The sequence below is a fragment of the Shinella yambaruensis genome (genome assembly GCF_050859155.1).
Taxonomy (GTDB): domain Bacteria; phylum Pseudomonadota; class Alphaproteobacteria; order Rhizobiales; family Rhizobiaceae; genus Shinella; species Shinella yambaruensis.
The window spans coordinates 4172081-4186876 of record NZ_CP150638.1; the positions used below are offsets into that span (position 1 = coordinate 4172081).

Annotated in this window: 16 protein-coding genes and 1 tRNA gene; 14 read left to right on the forward strand and 3 right to left on the reverse strand. The window is 65.4% G+C overall.

What is annotated here, in order from left to right; genetic code table 11:
- The first annotated feature begins 40 nt into the window (after positions 1–40).
- Positions 41–442: a (R)-mandelonitrile lyase gene (locus WMC41_RS20300; RefSeq protein ID WP_432345993.1), complete on the forward strand. Its 402-nt coding sequence runs from the start codon at positions 41–43 to the stop codon at positions 440–442.
- Positions 443–465: 23 nt separating this feature from the next.
- On the opposite strand, the gene abc-f is transcribed toward WMC41_RS20300, so the two are convergent.
- The gene (gene abc-f / locus WMC41_RS20305) at positions 466–2088 is read right to left on the reverse strand and encodes a ribosomal protection-like ABC-F family protein (RefSeq protein ID WP_432345995.1); all 1623 of its coding nucleotides are present in this window, start codon (positions 2086–2088) and stop codon (positions 466–468) included.
- A 175-nt stretch (positions 2089–2263) separates the two neighbouring features.
- Between abc-f and WMC41_RS20310 the strand changes: the two genes are divergently transcribed.
- Complete coding sequence (locus tag WMC41_RS20310; RefSeq protein ID WP_432345997.1) at positions 2264–3001, forward strand: calcium-binding protein; 738 nt, start codon at positions 2264–2266, stop codon at positions 2999–3001.
- A gap of 99 nt (positions 3002–3100) precedes the next feature.
- Here the strand turns inward: WMC41_RS20310 and WMC41_RS20315 are convergent.
- Positions 3101–3190: transfer RNA gene (locus WMC41_RS20315), tRNA-Ser, on the reverse strand.
- A gap of 325 nt (positions 3191–3515) precedes the next feature.
- On the opposite strand from WMC41_RS20315, the gene rplU reads away from it, so the two are divergent.
- From rplU to WMC41_RS20335, 4 genes are all read left to right on the forward strand, one after another.
- Positions 3516–3887: a 50S ribosomal protein L21 gene (gene rplU / locus WMC41_RS20320; protein WP_064331927.1), complete on the forward strand. Its 372-nt coding sequence runs from the start codon at positions 3516–3518 to the stop codon at positions 3885–3887.
- A gap of 25 nt (positions 3888–3912) precedes the next feature.
- Entirely contained in the window at positions 3913–4182 is a 270-nt protein-coding gene (rpmA, locus tag WMC41_RS20325) for a 50S ribosomal protein L27 (RefSeq protein ID WP_064331928.1), read from the forward strand.
- A gap of 125 nt (positions 4183–4307) precedes the next feature.
- A complete protein-coding gene (locus WMC41_RS20330) occupies positions 4308–4940 on the forward strand; it encodes a GNAT family N-acetyltransferase (protein WP_432346000.1) in 633 nt (210 codons plus the stop codon).
- On the forward strand, positions 4937–5527 hold the full coding sequence (locus tag WMC41_RS20335) for a GNAT family N-acetyltransferase (RefSeq protein ID WP_432346002.1): 591 nt from the start codon (positions 4937–4939) through the stop codon (positions 5525–5527). The genes WMC41_RS20330 and WMC41_RS20335 overlap by 4 nt, the downstream gene beginning before the upstream one ends.
- A gap of 160 nt (positions 5528–5687) precedes the next feature.
- Here the strand turns inward: WMC41_RS20335 and WMC41_RS20340 are convergent, their stop codons facing one another.
- Positions 5688–6548 carry an endonuclease/exonuclease/phosphatase family protein gene (locus WMC41_RS20340; RefSeq protein ID WP_288082316.1) on the reverse strand — a complete coding sequence of 287 codons (861 nt, stop codon included), beginning with the start codon at positions 6546–6548 and terminating at the stop codon, positions 5688–5690.
- A 79-nt stretch (positions 6549–6627) separates the two neighbouring features.
- On the opposite strand from WMC41_RS20340, the gene obgE reads away from it, so the two are divergent.
- The 8 genes from obgE (at position 6628) to WMC41_RS20380 (ending at position 14685) form a co-directional block, all read left to right on the forward strand.
- Positions 6628–7638 (forward strand): GTPase ObgE, encoded by a 1011-nt coding sequence (gene obgE / locus WMC41_RS20345; RefSeq protein ID WP_432346004.1) that lies wholly within the window; start codon positions 6628–6630, stop codon positions 7636–7638.
- Between the two features lies 1 nt (position 7639).
- Positions 7640–8812, forward strand: coding sequence for a glutamate 5-kinase (gene proB / locus WMC41_RS20350; RefSeq protein WP_432346006.1), 1173 nt, complete (start codon positions 7640–7642; stop codon positions 8810–8812).
- Complete coding sequence (locus WMC41_RS20355; protein WP_432346008.1) at positions 8805–10082, forward strand: glutamate-5-semialdehyde dehydrogenase; 1278 nt, start codon at positions 8805–8807, stop codon at positions 10080–10082. The genes proB and WMC41_RS20355 overlap by 8 nt, the downstream gene beginning before the upstream one ends.
- Positions 10083–10119: 37 nt before the next feature.
- Positions 10120–10728: a nicotinate-nucleotide adenylyltransferase gene (locus WMC41_RS20360; RefSeq protein ID WP_244770816.1), complete on the forward strand. Its 609-nt coding sequence runs from the start codon at positions 10120–10122 to the stop codon at positions 10726–10728.
- A gap of 40 nt (positions 10729–10768) precedes the next feature.
- The gene (rsfS, locus tag WMC41_RS20365) at positions 10769–11242 is read left to right on the forward strand and encodes a ribosome silencing factor (protein WP_398432870.1); all 474 of its coding nucleotides are present in this window, start codon (positions 10769–10771) and stop codon (positions 11240–11242) included.
- Between the two features lie 78 nt (positions 11243–11320).
- Complete coding sequence (gene rlmH / locus WMC41_RS20370; RefSeq protein WP_023514273.1) at positions 11321–11803, forward strand: 23S rRNA (pseudouridine(1915)-N(3))-methyltransferase RlmH; 483 nt, start codon at positions 11321–11323, stop codon at positions 11801–11803.
- A 139-nt stretch (positions 11804–11942) separates the two neighbouring features.
- Complete coding sequence (locus WMC41_RS20375) at positions 11943–13373, forward strand: murein hydrolase activator EnvC family protein (RefSeq protein WP_432346011.1); 1431 nt, start codon at positions 11943–11945, stop codon at positions 13371–13373.
- Positions 13363–14685, forward strand: coding sequence for a S41 family peptidase (locus WMC41_RS20380; protein ID WP_244770718.1), 1323 nt, complete (start codon positions 13363–13365; stop codon positions 14683–14685). Before WMC41_RS20375 ends, WMC41_RS20380 begins: the two co-directional genes overlap by 11 nt.
- The last annotated feature ends 111 nt before the right edge of the window (positions 14686–14796 follow it).

The window sequence follows — 14796 nt, forward strand, 5'->3', positions numbered from 1 at the left end:
TGCCGGTATAGGATCCGCACAGCAGAATCAGGAGACGGATATGGACATCAAGCGCAACGGCACCAGCCCCTCGACGCCAGGCCCGGCCGACTACTTCACCGGCAAGGTACGCCTCGACACGCCTTTCAAGGCGGAAGCCCCCGGCCGCGCCGGCGGCGCTATCGTCACCTTCGAACCCGGCGCCCGCACTGCGTGGCACACCCACCCGCTCGGCCAGACCGTCATCGTCACCGCCGGCCTCGGCTGGGCGCAGCGCGAGGGCGGGCCGATCGAGGAGATCCGCCCGGGCGACGTCGTCTGGTTCCCGCCCGGCGAAAAACACTGGCACGGCGCGACGGACAGGACCGCGATGACCCATGTCGCCATCGCCGAAGCGCAGGACGGCTCGCCCGTGACCTGGCTGGAACAGGTGACGGACGAGCAGTATCTCGGCAAAGGCTGAGAACTGGCCCCTCGCCCCTTAGTTCAATTCGGCAGCCCGGGCGCCTCGTGGCCGGTCTGGGCGACGTATTCGGTATAGCCGCCCGGATATTGATGCACGTCGTCGCCGTTGAGCTCGAGCACGCGGTTCGACAGCGCGCCGAGGAAATGGCGGTCGTGCGACACGAAGAGCATGGTGCCCTCGTATTCCGAGAGCGCCTTGATCAGCATTTCCTTGGTGTCGAGGTCGAGATGGTTCGTCGGCTCGTCGAGGATCAGGAAGTTCGGCGGATCGAACAGCATCGCCGCCATCACAAGCCGCGCCTTCTCGCCGCCTGACAGCACCCGGCACTTCTTCTCCACGTCGTCGCCGGAAAAGCCGAAGCAGCCGGCCAGCGTGCGCAGCGGCCCCTGCCCCGCGCGCGGAAACTCCGCCTCCAGCCACTGGAAGACGGTCAGGTCCCCGTCGAGCAGATCCATAGCATGCTGTGCAAAATAGCCGACCTTGACGCTCGCCCCGATCGTCACGCTGCCCGTATCCGGGCTTGCCGCCCCGGCGACGAGCTTCAGCAGCGTGGACTTGCCGGCCCCGTTGATGCCCATCACGCACCAGCGCTCCTTCCGGCGGATGAGGAAGCTGAAATCCCGGTAGACGGACCGGCTGCCATAGGCCTTGTCGACATTCCTGAGGCTGACGACGTCCTCGCCCGAGCGCGGCGCCGGCTGGAACTCGAACATGACGGCCTGGCGGCGGCGCGGCGGCTCGACCCGCTCGATCTTGTCGAGCTTCTTGACCCGGCTCTGCACCTGCGCGGCGTGGGAGGCGCGCGCCTTGAAGCGCTCGATGAACTTGATCTCCTTGGCGAGCATCGCCTGCTGGCGCTCGAACTGCGCCTGCTGCTGCTTCTCGTTCTGGGCCCGCTGCTGCTCGTAGAAGGCATAATCGCCCGAATAGGTGGTAAGCGAGCCGGCATCGATCTCGATGATCTTCGTCACGATGCGGTTCATGAACTCGCGGTCGTGCGAGGTCATCAAAAGCGCCCCGTCATAGCCCTTCAGGAACTGCTCCAGCCAGATCAGGCTTTCGAGATCGAGATGGTTGCTCGGCTCGTCGAGCAGCATGACGTCCGGCCGCATCAGCAGGATGCGCGCCAGCGCCACCCGCATCTTCCATCCGCCGGAAAGCTTGCCGACATCGCCGTCCATCATCTCCTGGCTGAAGCTCAGGCCCGCCAGCACCTCGCGCGCCCGGCTCTCCAATCCGTAGCCGTCGAGCTCCTCGTAGCGCGCCTGCACCTCGCCATACCGCTCGATGATCGCGTCCATCTCGTCAAGCCGGTCGGGATCGACCATCGCCGATTCGAGCGCGCGCAGCTCCGCGGCGACCGAACTCACCGGCCCTGCCCCGTCCATCACCTCGGTGACGGCGCTGCGGCCTTCCATCTCGCCGACATCCTGGCTGAAATAGCCGATCGAAACCGCCTTCTCGACCGAGACCTGCCCCTCGTCCGGCGCCTCCTGCCCGGTGATCATGCGAAAGAGCGTTGTCTTGCCGGCCCCGTTCGGCCCGACAAGCCCGATCTTCTCCCCCCGGTTCAACGCGGCGGACGCCTCGATGAACAGGATGCGGTGGCTGTTGGACTTGCTGATGTTCTCGATGCGGATCATGAAAAACCGGGCCTCGTCGTGTCCCGCGCCCTATGCCATGAGGCGGCGCATCAAGTCCATGCCGCCGGCGCGCCCGACAGAAATGAAAAATTCCGCTTCGATGGAATAAGCCGCCACGCGCGCCGTTCCTCCCGCGCAACACGGCAATTCTGCCCGTCGACGAAGGAGTTTTCACATGGTTACGAAACGCGGAAATGACGACGACAACCGTATCATCGGTACGAACCAGAAAGACCATCTCTATGGCCGCTCGGGCGATGACTTGCTTTTTGGCCATGGCGGTAACGATTTCCTCTATGGCGGGGAAGGCAACGATCGCATCGATGCGGGTAGTGGCCGAAATCATGTGTGGGGCGGCGAAGGCAACGACCGGATCGTATCGGGCGGCGGCGACGACAAGCTATGGGGCGGGGACGGCAACGATGTCCTGCGCGCCGGCGACGGCGACAACCACCTCGTTCTCGGCGAGGGCAACGACCATGCCGTCGCGGGCAGGGGTCGCGATCAAATCAGCGGCGGCGAAGGCAATGACGTGATCTATGCCGGGGCCGGCAGCGATGTGATCTCTGGCGGCGAGGGCGACGACAGGATCTGGGGCCAGTCCGGCAACGACCGCATCGTCGCGCATGAGGGCAACGACGTTCTGAACGGCGGCGCCGGAAACGACAGGATGACCGGCGGCGAAGGCGCCGACGTCTTCGTCTTCAACGGCGGCCGCGACATTATCACCGACTTCGAAAACGGCGACGACCGCATCGACCTTTCCCACTACGACCGGTTCGACAGCTATGCGGCCATCCGCGCGGCCGCCAGCCAGTCCGGCAACAACGTCATCATCCGCGCCGGCGACGACAATCTGGTCCTTGAGAACACGCGGCTCGGCGAACTCAGCCGTGACGACTTCAGCTGGTAAGACCGATGGGCAGATAACGATGCACAAAACCAAACATGAGGTAGGGTACCGCCGATCCGTTCGGCGGCGCTTGCCGGGAACCGAAATATCGGGCGATTATGGCGGAGAGGGTGGGATTCGAACCCACGATACCCTTGCAGGTATGCCGCATTTCGAGTGCGGTGCATTCGACCTCTCTGCCACCTCTCCGCATCGGGTCGACGCTTTCCAGCGCGGGCGGTACATAGCGGGTGTCGGGCGGGGTTGCAAGGGGGCTGGCGCGCGGAAAGTTCATCTATTTGTCATGGTGACGGAAATCCCCTTGACAGTTTTCATGGCCTCACCTATTGCGCAAGGTGCAGTGGCATAGGTCCGACCTGTGCCGCTACGTTGGTTCTTTGTGCCATGCCGAGAGGCTATCCCGCAAGGAACCGCTTGAGCCGGCGGTGCGCCAATGCATCGCCATTACCGACTGACAAAAAGACGGCCTTGCCTTCAGAGGCAAAGAGCCGGCACGAACATGAAAGGATAAAATATGTTCGCAGTCATCAAGACCGGCGGTAAGCAGTACCGCGTGGCCGCCAACGACGTCCTGACGATTGAAAAGCTGTCGGGTGACGCAGGCGCCAAGATCGAATTCACCGAAGTGCTGATGGTCGGCGTCGGCGCCGATGCCACGATCGGCGCGCCCTTCGTCGAAGGCGCCGTCGTGACCGCCGAAGTCGTCGAGCATGGCCGTGGCAAGAAGGTCATCGCCTTCAAGAAGCGCCGCCGCCAGAACTCAAAGCGCTCGCGCGGCCATCGTCAGCACAACACGACCGTCCGCATTCTCGACATCGCCGCAGCCGGCAAGGCCAAGAAGGCTTCCAAGAAGTCCGAAGCCGCCGCTGAAGCCGCAGCCGAATAATCTGGACAGGTAAAGGAGAACTCCCATGGCACACAAAAAAGCTGGCGGCTCCTCGCGCAACGGTCGCGATTCCGAGTCCAAGCGCCTTGGCGTGAAGAAGTTCGGCGGCGAAGCCGTCGTCGCAGGCAACATTATCGTCCGTCAGCGTGGCACGCAGTGGCATCCCGGTGCCAATGTCGGCCTCGGCAAGGATCACACGATCTTCGCCCTTACGGCTGGCAATGTGAATTTCCGTACGAAGGCCAACGGTCGCGTCTACGTGTCTGTAGCCCCGAAAGCGGAAGCAGCGGAATAAGCCGGTAGCGCTCTAAAACAGCCGGCGTCTCATCGACCCGGCTGACGCTACAGGTTCAGACCTGAAGAAAAAAGGGGAGATGGGGCAAGACCTTATCTCCCCTTTTTGCTCTGGAGGACTGAACCATGCAGACCGAATTGTTAAGGGAAGGCCAATCACGGTCTCCCAAGGAACGGCTGAGGCCTGAACGGTCGAGGACCGATTGCCCGATCTTGCTGTCGCAGAGGCTCGTCATGAGAGCCCCGCACGAAGACGACATCGACGCCCTTGCCCATCTCGCCAACAACGCCAATATCGCCAACATGGTCGCCCGCATGCCGCACCCCTACACGGTCGCGGATGCTGCCGATTTCGTGCGACGCACACGCGCCGGCGCGATTGGCAAGTGCGTCTATGCCATTACGAAAGCCGACAACGGCGCCTTCCTCGGATGCTGCGGGATCGAACCGCACGAGGACGGGCGGACGGTCGAACTCGGCTATTGGCTGGGCGAGCCCTACTGGAACCAGGGATATGTCACCGAGGCGACCCACGCGCTGATCGACATGGCCTTCCGCACCCGCGACATCGAGCAGATCGATGCGCGCTGCCGGGTCATGAACATCCCCTCGCGGCGGGTCATCCAGAAGTGCGGCTTCCAGTTCCAGGCGACCGGCATGGTGCAGAGCCTTGCCGTCGGCGGCATGGTGCCCGTCGAATGGTACCGGCTGGACCGCAAGACCTGGGTCTCGCTGAAGAGCTGGGGAGGCATGCGATGAACGTCCTGCAGACCCAGACGGAAGGCGCGCGCATCGTCGGCCCCGGGCCCTGCCCGACCGTCGCGACGGCGCGCCTCGTCCTGCGCCCGCACCGCATGTCCGATGCGCAGGCGATCGCCCAGTCGCTGAACGACTTCCAGGTCTCGCGCATGCTGGCGCGGGTGCCCGCGCCCTATGACCGGCAGGATGCGGCCGAATGGCTTTCCGTCGCCACCACCGATCTCAACGAGGGCTGGGCCTTCGCCATCACCGCGGGAGACGACGTGCATATCGGCTGCGTTTCCTTCGAGCGCCGCAATGGCGGTTGGGAGCTCGGCTACTGGCTGAACCGCTTCTACTGGGGGCGGGGCTACATGAGCGAGGCCGTGCATGCGGCGACGGCACGCTTCCTGATGCGCATGCCCGGCACGGACATCCGGTCCGGCATCTTCGCCGACAACGTCGCCTCGCTCAGGGTGCAGGAGAAGGCGGGCTTCCGCATCACCGGATGCAGCGATCTCTTCTGCGTCGCCCGCGGCGCGATGGTGCCGCATATCGAAACGCGGCTGGAGCCGGGCGATTTCCGCCCGGCGGCACCGCGGCACTGAAAAGGGACCGGGGCGGAGACATCCGCCCTGTCCCCCACCGACGTCATCCTCGAGCTCGACCCGAGAATCCACGCAGCTAGCGTGGCGTGGATGGTCGGGTCGAGCCCGACCATGACGGAGGAGAGGGTTTCCCGGTTTTAGAGTGTTCGGCTCGTTTCACTCACGAAAGCTCGAACCAGACCGGCATATGGTCCGAGCCGTAGGCGGTCTCGTCGACCCAGGCGTCCGTCAGCCGTTCCACGAGGCCATGGCTGAGGAAGCAGTAATCGAGGAAGAGGCGCTCGGCATGGTTCTTCGGATCGACCCAGCTGTAGCTGGCGGCATGGCGCTTGCCGAGGCCGGCCAGCGCGTCCACCGGATGGGTAGCGCGAATCTGGCGGCCGTAGAGCGCATCCACGCCGCCGACCATCTCGCAATATTCCGGCGATTCCGGCACCATGTTGAAATCGCCCATCAGCACGTAGTCCTCCGGCACCGGCGGCTCGGCAAGGTCGAATTCATGGGCGCCGGAAATCGCGCCGCCCTCGGCGGGGTAGAGCCGGGCACGGTCCTTCAGATACCGGATCTGCGCGATGCGCTCGTCGCGGTGCACATGGTCGAGATGCACGGAATAGACGCGGAGCGGCCCCCTGGGCGTGGCGATCACCGCCTCGGTCGCGCCGCGCTGCAGGTTCAGCTTGTCGAGGGTGCGCGTGCGCGGCAGGAGGATGGTGCGGGTCGACAGGATCGGCCAGCGCGAGAAGATCATGTTGCCGAACTGGAAGCGGCGGTTGACCACGCGGCCCTGCTCGATCGCAGAGCCCGCATCGAGATCGCAGGCCGCGCCGAAGACGGAATAGTGATTGGCAAGCAGCGTCTGCAACTCGGCGACCATGTCGACATGGCCGTTGCGGCTGAAATTGCGGGTCACTTCCTGCAGCGCGATGATATCGGCGCCGTGAATGCTGGAGACGATGCGCGGCAGGTCGAACCGGTTGTCGAGACCGATGCCGTACTGGACGTTGTAGCTGACGAATTTCACGATAGTCTTTGACCTCTCACGGAAGCGGCTATATCGAAGACGGCACTATGAAAATACGAGAAAAGCGAACGGCGAGCCGATGAAGTTCCTGGACGAAGCAAAAGTCTATATCCGGTCCGGTGACGGCGGGGCAGGGGCTGTCTCGTTCCGTCGTGAAAAATTCGTCGAATTCGGCGGCCCCGATGGCGGCGATGGCGGGCGTGGCGGCGATGTCTGGGTGGAAGCCGTCAACGGCCTCAACACGCTGATCGACTTCCGCTACCAGCAGCATTTCAAGGCCGCGACCGGCACGCACGGCATGGGACGCAACCGCACCGGCGCGAACGGCGCCAGCGTGACGCTGAAGGTGCCGGTCGGCACGCAGATCTTCGAGGAAGACAACGAGACGCTGATCGTCGACCTCGTCACGGAAGGCCAGCGCTTCAAGCTGGCCGCCGGCGGCAATGGCGGCTTCGGCAATGCGCATTTCAAGTCGGCGACCAACCAGGCGCCGAACTGGGCCAATCCGGGCCTGGAGGGCGACGAGAAGACCATCTGGCTCCGATTGAAGCTGATCGCCGATGCAGGCCTTGTCGGCCTGCCCAATGCCGGGAAATCGACCTTCCTCGCCACCTGCACGCGGGCCCGGCCGAAGATCGCCAACTATCCCTTCACCACGCTGCACCCCAATCTCGGCGTCGCGACGATCGACGGCAGCGAGTTCATCCTCGCCGACATTCCCGGCCTCATCGAGGGCGCGCATGACGGCATCGGGCTTGGCGACCGGTTCCTCGGCCACGTCGAGCGCACGCGCGTGCTGCTGCACCTCGTCTCCGCGCAGGAAGAGGACGTCGCGAAGGCCTATAGGACGGTGAAGCACGAGCTGGAAGCCTATGGCGGCGGCATCACCGACAAGCCGGAGATCGTCGCGCTCTCGCAGATCGACCTGCTCGACGAGGACGAGCTGAAGAAGAAGACCAAGGCGCTGGCGAAGGCGAGCGGGCAGACGCCGTTCCAGATTTCCGCCGTCGCCAATGTCGGCATGACGGGCACGCTCAGGGCGCTGCGCGACATCATCGTTGAGGCGAAGAACTCCGGATCCGACGACTGAGATGACGAAGCACCGCAAACCGCTCGGAAAATACCGCCGGATTGTGATCAAGATCGGCTCGGCCCTGCTCGTCGACCGTGCGAGCGGCCTGAAAAAGGCCTGGCTCGATGCCATGTGCAGGGACATCGCGGCGCTGCGCGCCGGCGGCACGGAGGTGCTCGTCGTCTCCTCCGGCGCCATCGCGCTCGGCCGCTCCGTGCTGAAGGTGCCCTCGGGCGCCCTGAAGCTGGAGGAGAGCCAGGCCGCCGCCGCCGTCGGCCAGATCGCGCTGGCCCGCGCCTGGTCGGAAAGCCTCTCGACGGACGGCATCGTCGCCGGCCAGATTCTCCTGACGCTCGGCGACACGGAGGAACGGCGTCGCTACCTCAACGCCCGCGCCACGATCAACCAGCTCCTGAAACTCGGCGCCGTGCCCATCATCAACGAGAACGACACGGTCGCGACGACCGAAATCCGCTACGGCGACAATGACCGGCTCGCCGCGCGCGTCGCCACCATGACCGGCGCCGACCTGCTCGTCCTGCTCTCCGATATCGACGGGCTCTATACCGCCCCGCCGCATCTCGATCCGGAAGCGCGTTTCCTCGAAACGATCGCGGCGATCACGCCCGAGATCGAGGCCATGGCCGGCGGCGCGGCCTCGGAACTGTCGCGCGGCGGCATGCGTACCAAGATCGATGCCGGCAAGATCGCGACGGGCGCGGGCTGCGCCATGATCATCGCCTCCGGCAAGGTCGACCACCCGCTGCGCGCCGTCGAGCAAGGCGCGCGCTCCTCCTGGTTCGCGCCCTCGGGCTCGCCGGTGACGGCGCGCAAGACCTGGATCGCCGGGCAGCTGCAGCCGGCCGGCCGGCTGGAGATCGACGCCGGCGCGGAAACGGCGCTGACCTCGGGCAAGAGCCTGCTGCCCGCCGGCGTGCGCGGCGTCTGGGGCACGTTCTCGCGCGGCGACACGGTCTCGATCTACGGCACGAACGGGCGCGAGATCGCCCGCGGGCTTGCCGGCTACGACGCGGACGAGGCCCGCATGATCATCGGCAAGAAATCGGCGGAGATCGCCGCCATCCTCGGTTATGCCGGCCGCGCCGCCATGGTGCACAGGGACGACCTCGTGGTGACCGGCCTTTCCGCGCCGCTCGCCGACGAGGCGAAAAGGGACGTCAGCCATGCTTGACCAGGTCAGGACCGATATCGACAGCCTGATGGCCGAAATCGGCCGCAATGCCCGCGCCGCGGCGCGGCCGCTCGCCATCGCCACCGCCGATGCGAAGAACCGCGCACTCGACGCGATGGCCGCGGAAATCCTTGCCGGCCGCGATGCCATCCTCGCCGCCAATGCCGTCGACCTTGCCAATGCCCGGGAAAGCGGCGTCGCCGCTTCCTTCATCGACCGGCTGACGCTGACGGCCGAGCGCATCGAGGGCATTGCGGGCGCGATCCGCGACATTGCCGGCCTGAAGGACCCGGTCGGCGACGTCATCGCCGAATGGGACCGGCCAAACGGCCTGCATATCGAGCGCGTGCGCACGCCGCTCGGCGTCATCGGCGTCATCTATGAAAGCCGGCCGAACGTGACGGCGGATGCCGGGGCGCTGTGCCTCAAGGCCGGCAATGCGGTGATCCTGCGCGGCGGCTCGGACAGCGTGAATTCATCGCAGGCGATCCATTCCTGCCTCGTCGCCGGCCTCAAGGCCGCCGGCCTGCCGGAACACGCCATCCAGTACGTGCCCGTCACGGACCGTGCCGCCGTCGGCGCCATGCTGTCCGGTCTCGGCGGCACGATCGACGTCATCGTGCCGCGTGGGGGAAAAAGCCTCGTCGCGCGCGTGCAGAGCGAGGCGCGCGTGCCGGTCTTCGCCCATCTCGAAGGCCTGTGCCACATCTATGTCGACAAATCCGCCGATCTCGACATGGCAAAGACGATCGTCGTCAACGCGAAGATGCGCCGCACGGGCATCTGCGGCGCGGCGGAGACGCTGCTGATCGACCGCGTCGCGGCCGACACGCATCTCGCGCCGCTTCTCGAAGGCCTGCGCGCCGCCGGCTGCGAGGTGCGTGCGACGGACGAGATCCGCGCCCGCATCGAGAACCTTGTCGCCGCGACGGAGGCGGACTGGTCGACCGAATATCTCGACGCCATCATCTCCGTCACGCTCGTCGACGGCATCTCCGGCGCAATCGAGCATATCAACCGCTGGTCCTCCGCCCATACGGAAGCCGTGGTCGCCGAGGATCCCGCGGTCGTCGAGCGCTTCTTCACGGAGATCGATTCGGCGATCCTGCTGCACAACGCCTCCACCCAGTTCGCCGATGGCGGCGAGTTCGGCATGGGCGGCGAGATCGGCATCGCGACGGGCAAGATGCATGCGCGCGGCCCCGTCGGCGTCGAGCAGCTCACCTCCTTCAAATACCGCGTGCGCGGCACCGGACAGGTGCGGCCCTAAGGTGACGTCGGACGCGATTGCAGAGCGCTACCTGAGAATGCCGCATGCGGAAAAGGGCATGGCGATCGGCCTGTTCGGCGGCTCGTTCAACCCGCCGCACGAGGGCCATGCGCTGGTCGCGGAAATCGCCCTGCGCCGCCTCGGCCTCGACCAGCTCTGGTGGATGGTGACGCCCGGCAACCCCTTGAAGAACCACCGCGAACTCGCTCCGCTCAGCGAGCGCATCCGGCTCAGCGAGGACATCGCCCCCGGCCCGCGCGTCAAGGTGACGGCCTTCGAGAAGCGGCTCGGCCAGAGCTATACGGCAAGGACACTCCAGCGCGTGCAGGCGCTGAACCGCGGCGTCCACTTCGTCTGGATCATGGGCGCCGACAATCTCGGCACCTTCCACCGCTGGCAGAACTGGCAGAAGATCGCCTGCACCTTCCCCATCGCCGTCATCGACCGGCCGGGCTCGACGCTCGCCTATCTCTCCTCGCGCATGGCCAAGACCTTCGACTATGCGCGCATCGACGAGGAGGACGCGATGTCGCTTGCCCGCCGCCGGGCGCCGGCCTGGACCTTCATCCACGGCCCCCGCTCGCCGCTCAGCTCCACGGCGCTGCGCAGCCAGGCGGCGCTAGAGAAAACCATCCCTCAGAAGTGACGTCTTGAAAGTGGTAACCTTTGATGCCTACATTTGGTAGGTGCCGGCCCGACACGCCGGCACAAGACGTGCTTGTCCTGTTACACAGAAAGGAACGAACCTGACAACAGTGCACGCGAAGGGAAACGTCATCGGCGTTTTCTCCAAGAGCGCGGGAAGGGGCGACGATGCCGCCGACCGTGCCCTTCAACTGGTCCTCGCAAGCCTCGAGGACTCGAAGGCAGAAGATATCGTCACCATCAACATTGCCGGCAAATCGGCGCTGGGCGACTACATGGTGGTCGTGTCCGGACGCTCGAACCGTCATGTCATGGCGATTGCCGACCATCTCATCTCCGATCTCAAGGACGAAGGCCTGGGCAATGCCCGCGTCGAGGGCCTGGAGGCGGGTGACTGGGTGCTGATCGACACGGGCGATATCATCGTTCACGTGTTCCGGCCGGAAGTCCGGGAGTTCTACAACATCGAACGGATGTGGGCAGCTCCCGAGATCGAGGACGGCACCGTCCATTGAAATGACGCCGGGCGCCTGTCCGGCAAGGAAAACGGTGGCGCGGCTTAGGCGTCACCCGAACGGGCAGGGCTTGGGGCGATGCGGGTTGGACTTTTTGCGGTTGGACGGCTGAAGGCCGGCCCTGAGAAGGATCTTGCGGCCCGCTACATGGACCGTTTCGCCAAGGCCGGCCCCGCGATCGGCCTCGAGCTCGGCAAGCTCGCCGAGGTCGGCGAAAGCCGCGCCGGCAATGCCGAGACGCGCAAGCGCGAGGAAGCGGCCATGCTGCAGAAGGCGCTGCCCGACGGCGCCGTGCTGATCCTGCTCGACGAGCGCGGCAAGGCGCTCGACTCCCCCGCCTTCGCCGATCTCATCGGCGGGTTTCGCGATGCCGGCAAGCGCGAGCTGATGATCGCCATCGGCGGTGCCGACGGGCTCGATCCCGCCCTCTACGAGCGCGCCGACGCCACGCTCTGCCTCGGCAAGATGACCTGGCCGCACCAACTCGTGCGCATCCTCATCGCCGAACAGCTCTATCGCGCCGTCACCATCCTCTCCGGCCACCCCTATCACCGCAGCTGACGCAAGCGTCACCGCCGCGCAAGGCTGAAGGCACAGGATGGGCGCAGCCGTATTTTCGGCGCGGTTTGTTGGCCAAGTGACGTTCTTGGCGAAAGCGCCAAATCAGCATAGAGCGGGAAGAACGGACGTTCGGGAAGCGATGAGGAAAGCCCATACAGCCAATCGGGGGGAAGGCGTCGGCCGCCTGCTGCGGCCGGCTTGGCTTTGTGCTGCCCTGGTGCTGGCCCTTCTGCCCCAACCCATTGCCGCCGAGCCGAACGAGACCGGCGTCGCGCAGGAAAAGACGGGATCGCTGCCGAAGGCCGAGTCCGATCCGGCCGCCGCCCTGACGCTGCGCCGCGACAGCACGCGCCGCGAGCTGGAAACATTGTCCCGGTCGCTCACGGTTTCCGAAGAGAAGACGAAAGAGCTCGAAGCCGAGATCGCCAAGCTGGAGAAGACCCGCCAGACCCTGCGCGAGGAAATCGTCAAATCGGCCGCCATGCGCAAGAGCATGGAGGAAAAGATCCTCGCCGGCGAAAAGCGGCTGGAGGGCATGCGCGAGCGGGAGGCGGGCGTTCGCGCCTCGCTGCACGAGCGCCGCGGCCTCCTGGCGGAGGTTCTCGCCGCGCTCCAGCGCATGGGGCGAAATCCGCCGCCTGCCCTGCTCGTCAACCCCGAGGATGCCCTGTCTTCGGTCAGGAGCGCCATTCTCCTCGGCGCGGTCGTTCCGGGCATCCGCAAGGAGACGGAAGAGCTCGTCGACGACCTGGCGGCGCTGATGGACATCAAGAGCGATATTGACCGCGAGCGCACGGAACTGACCGATGCCATGCAGCTGCGCATCGAAGAGGAGAAGCGCTCCGAACTGCTTGTCGCCCAGAACGAGGCGCTGGCGCAGACCAACGGCCGCACGCTGGCCGCCGAACGCCGCCGCGCCGAGGAGCTCGCCGCCCGCGCGACCAGCCTCGAGGGCCTGATCGGCAGCCTGGAGCGCGACATCGGCTCGGTGCGCGACGCCGCCGCGCTCGCCCGCGCCAAGGAGGAGGAACGCCGGAACCAGAGCGCGGCCGAACGAGAGAAGGCGAGGGCGCTCGCCCGCGACGGCGTGCCCGACAAAAACCGCATTGCTCCGGCATATGAATTCTCCGAACTGCAGGCAAAACTGGACTTTCCCGTGGCCGGCGACGTTCTGCGCCAATTCGGCGAAGCGGACGGCACCGGCCATGATTCGCAGGGGCTGACGCTGGCGGCCAATCCGGGCGCGCTCGTCACGGCCCCCGCCGATGGATGGATCGTCTTTGCCGGCACGTTCCGCAGTTATGGGCGCATGATCATCCTGAACGCCGGGGAGGGCTACCATCTGGTGCTCGCCGGCATGGATCGGGTGAGCGTGCGGGAGGGTCAATTCGTCGTGGCGGGAGAACCGCTCGCCGTGATGGGTGAAAAAAGGGTGGCGAGTGTCAACGCTTTGACGCTGGAAACGGACAAGCCGACACTTTACATTGAATTCCGAAAGAACGGAAAACCGGTTGATTCCCGGCCGTGGTGGTCCGCAAAAAATTCTGGAAAGGCACGCAATGATACGTAGGGCTTCTCTTGTTCTCGTCGGTGCACTCATGGGTGCCACGGCGATGAGCGTCATCAACACGGCCACGCTGCCGGCCGAAGCCGCCGGCTCGTCGACCTATCGCGAGCTTTCCATCTTCGGCGACGTCTTCGAGCGCGTGCGCGCGCAATACGTGACGCCGCCCAAGGAAGACCAGCTCATCGAGAATGCCATCAACGGCATGCTTACCTCGCTCGACCCGCATTCCTCCTACATGAATGCCAAGGACGCCGAGGACATGCGCACCCAGACGCGCGGCGAATTCGGCGGCCTCGGCATCGAGGTCACGATGGAGGACGAGCTCGTCAAGGTCATCACGCCGATCGACGACACGCCGGCCGCCCGCGCGGGCGTTCTTGCCGGCGACTTCATTTCCAAGATCGACGGCCAGGACGTGCGCGGCCTGAAGCTTGAGGAAGCGGTCGAGAAGATGCGCGGCGCGGTCAACACGCCGATCAAGCTGACGCTGATCCGCAAGGGCGCCGAAAAGCCGATCGAACTGACCATCATGCGCGACATCATCGCCGTGAAGGCCGTCAAGTCCCGTGTCGAGAACGATGTCGGCTATCTGCGCGTCATCTCCTTCACGGAGAAGACCTATGACGACCTGGAAGCCGCGATCACCAAGATCAAGGAAGAGGTTCCGGCCGACAAGCTGAAGGGCTACGTGCTCGACCTCCGCCTCAACCCGGGCGGCCTGCTCGACCAGGCGATCAACGTCTCCGACGCCTTCCTGGAGCGCGGCGAGGTCGTTTCGACCCGCGGCCGCAACGAGGACGAGACCCGCCGCTTCAACGCGACGCCGGGCGACATCACCGACGGCAAGCCGGTCATCGTCATGGTCAATGGCGGCTCGGCATCGGCATCGGAAATCGTCGCCGGCGCGCTGCAGGACCTGCGCCGCGCCACCGTGCTCGGCACGCGCTCCTTCGGCAAGGGCTCCGTCCAGACCATCATCCCGATGGGCGATGCCGGCGCGCTGCGCCTGACGACGGCGCTCTATTACACGCCGTCCGGCAAGTCGATCCAGGGCACCGGCATCACGCCGGACATCACGGTCGAGCAGCCGCTGCCGCCCGAATTGCAGGGCAAGCTGGAATCCGCAGGCGAATCGAACCTGCGCGGTCACATCCAGGGCCAGAGCGAGACGGAGGCCGGCTCCGGCTCCTCCGCCTATGTGCCGCCGGAAGCCAAGGACGACCTCCAGCTTCAATATGCGCTGGAACTGCTGCGCGGCCAGAAGACCGACAAGGCCTTCCCGGCAAATCCGGAAAAGGCCGAGCTGAACAAGTAACCCGCTTCCTCCGGGCCCGTGACCGCACGGGCCCGGATTTCTTCATGCACCAGACGCATGTCGTGATCGCAAAACAGCCGCTGCTTTTGCGCGACATGCCCTAGAGTCTTG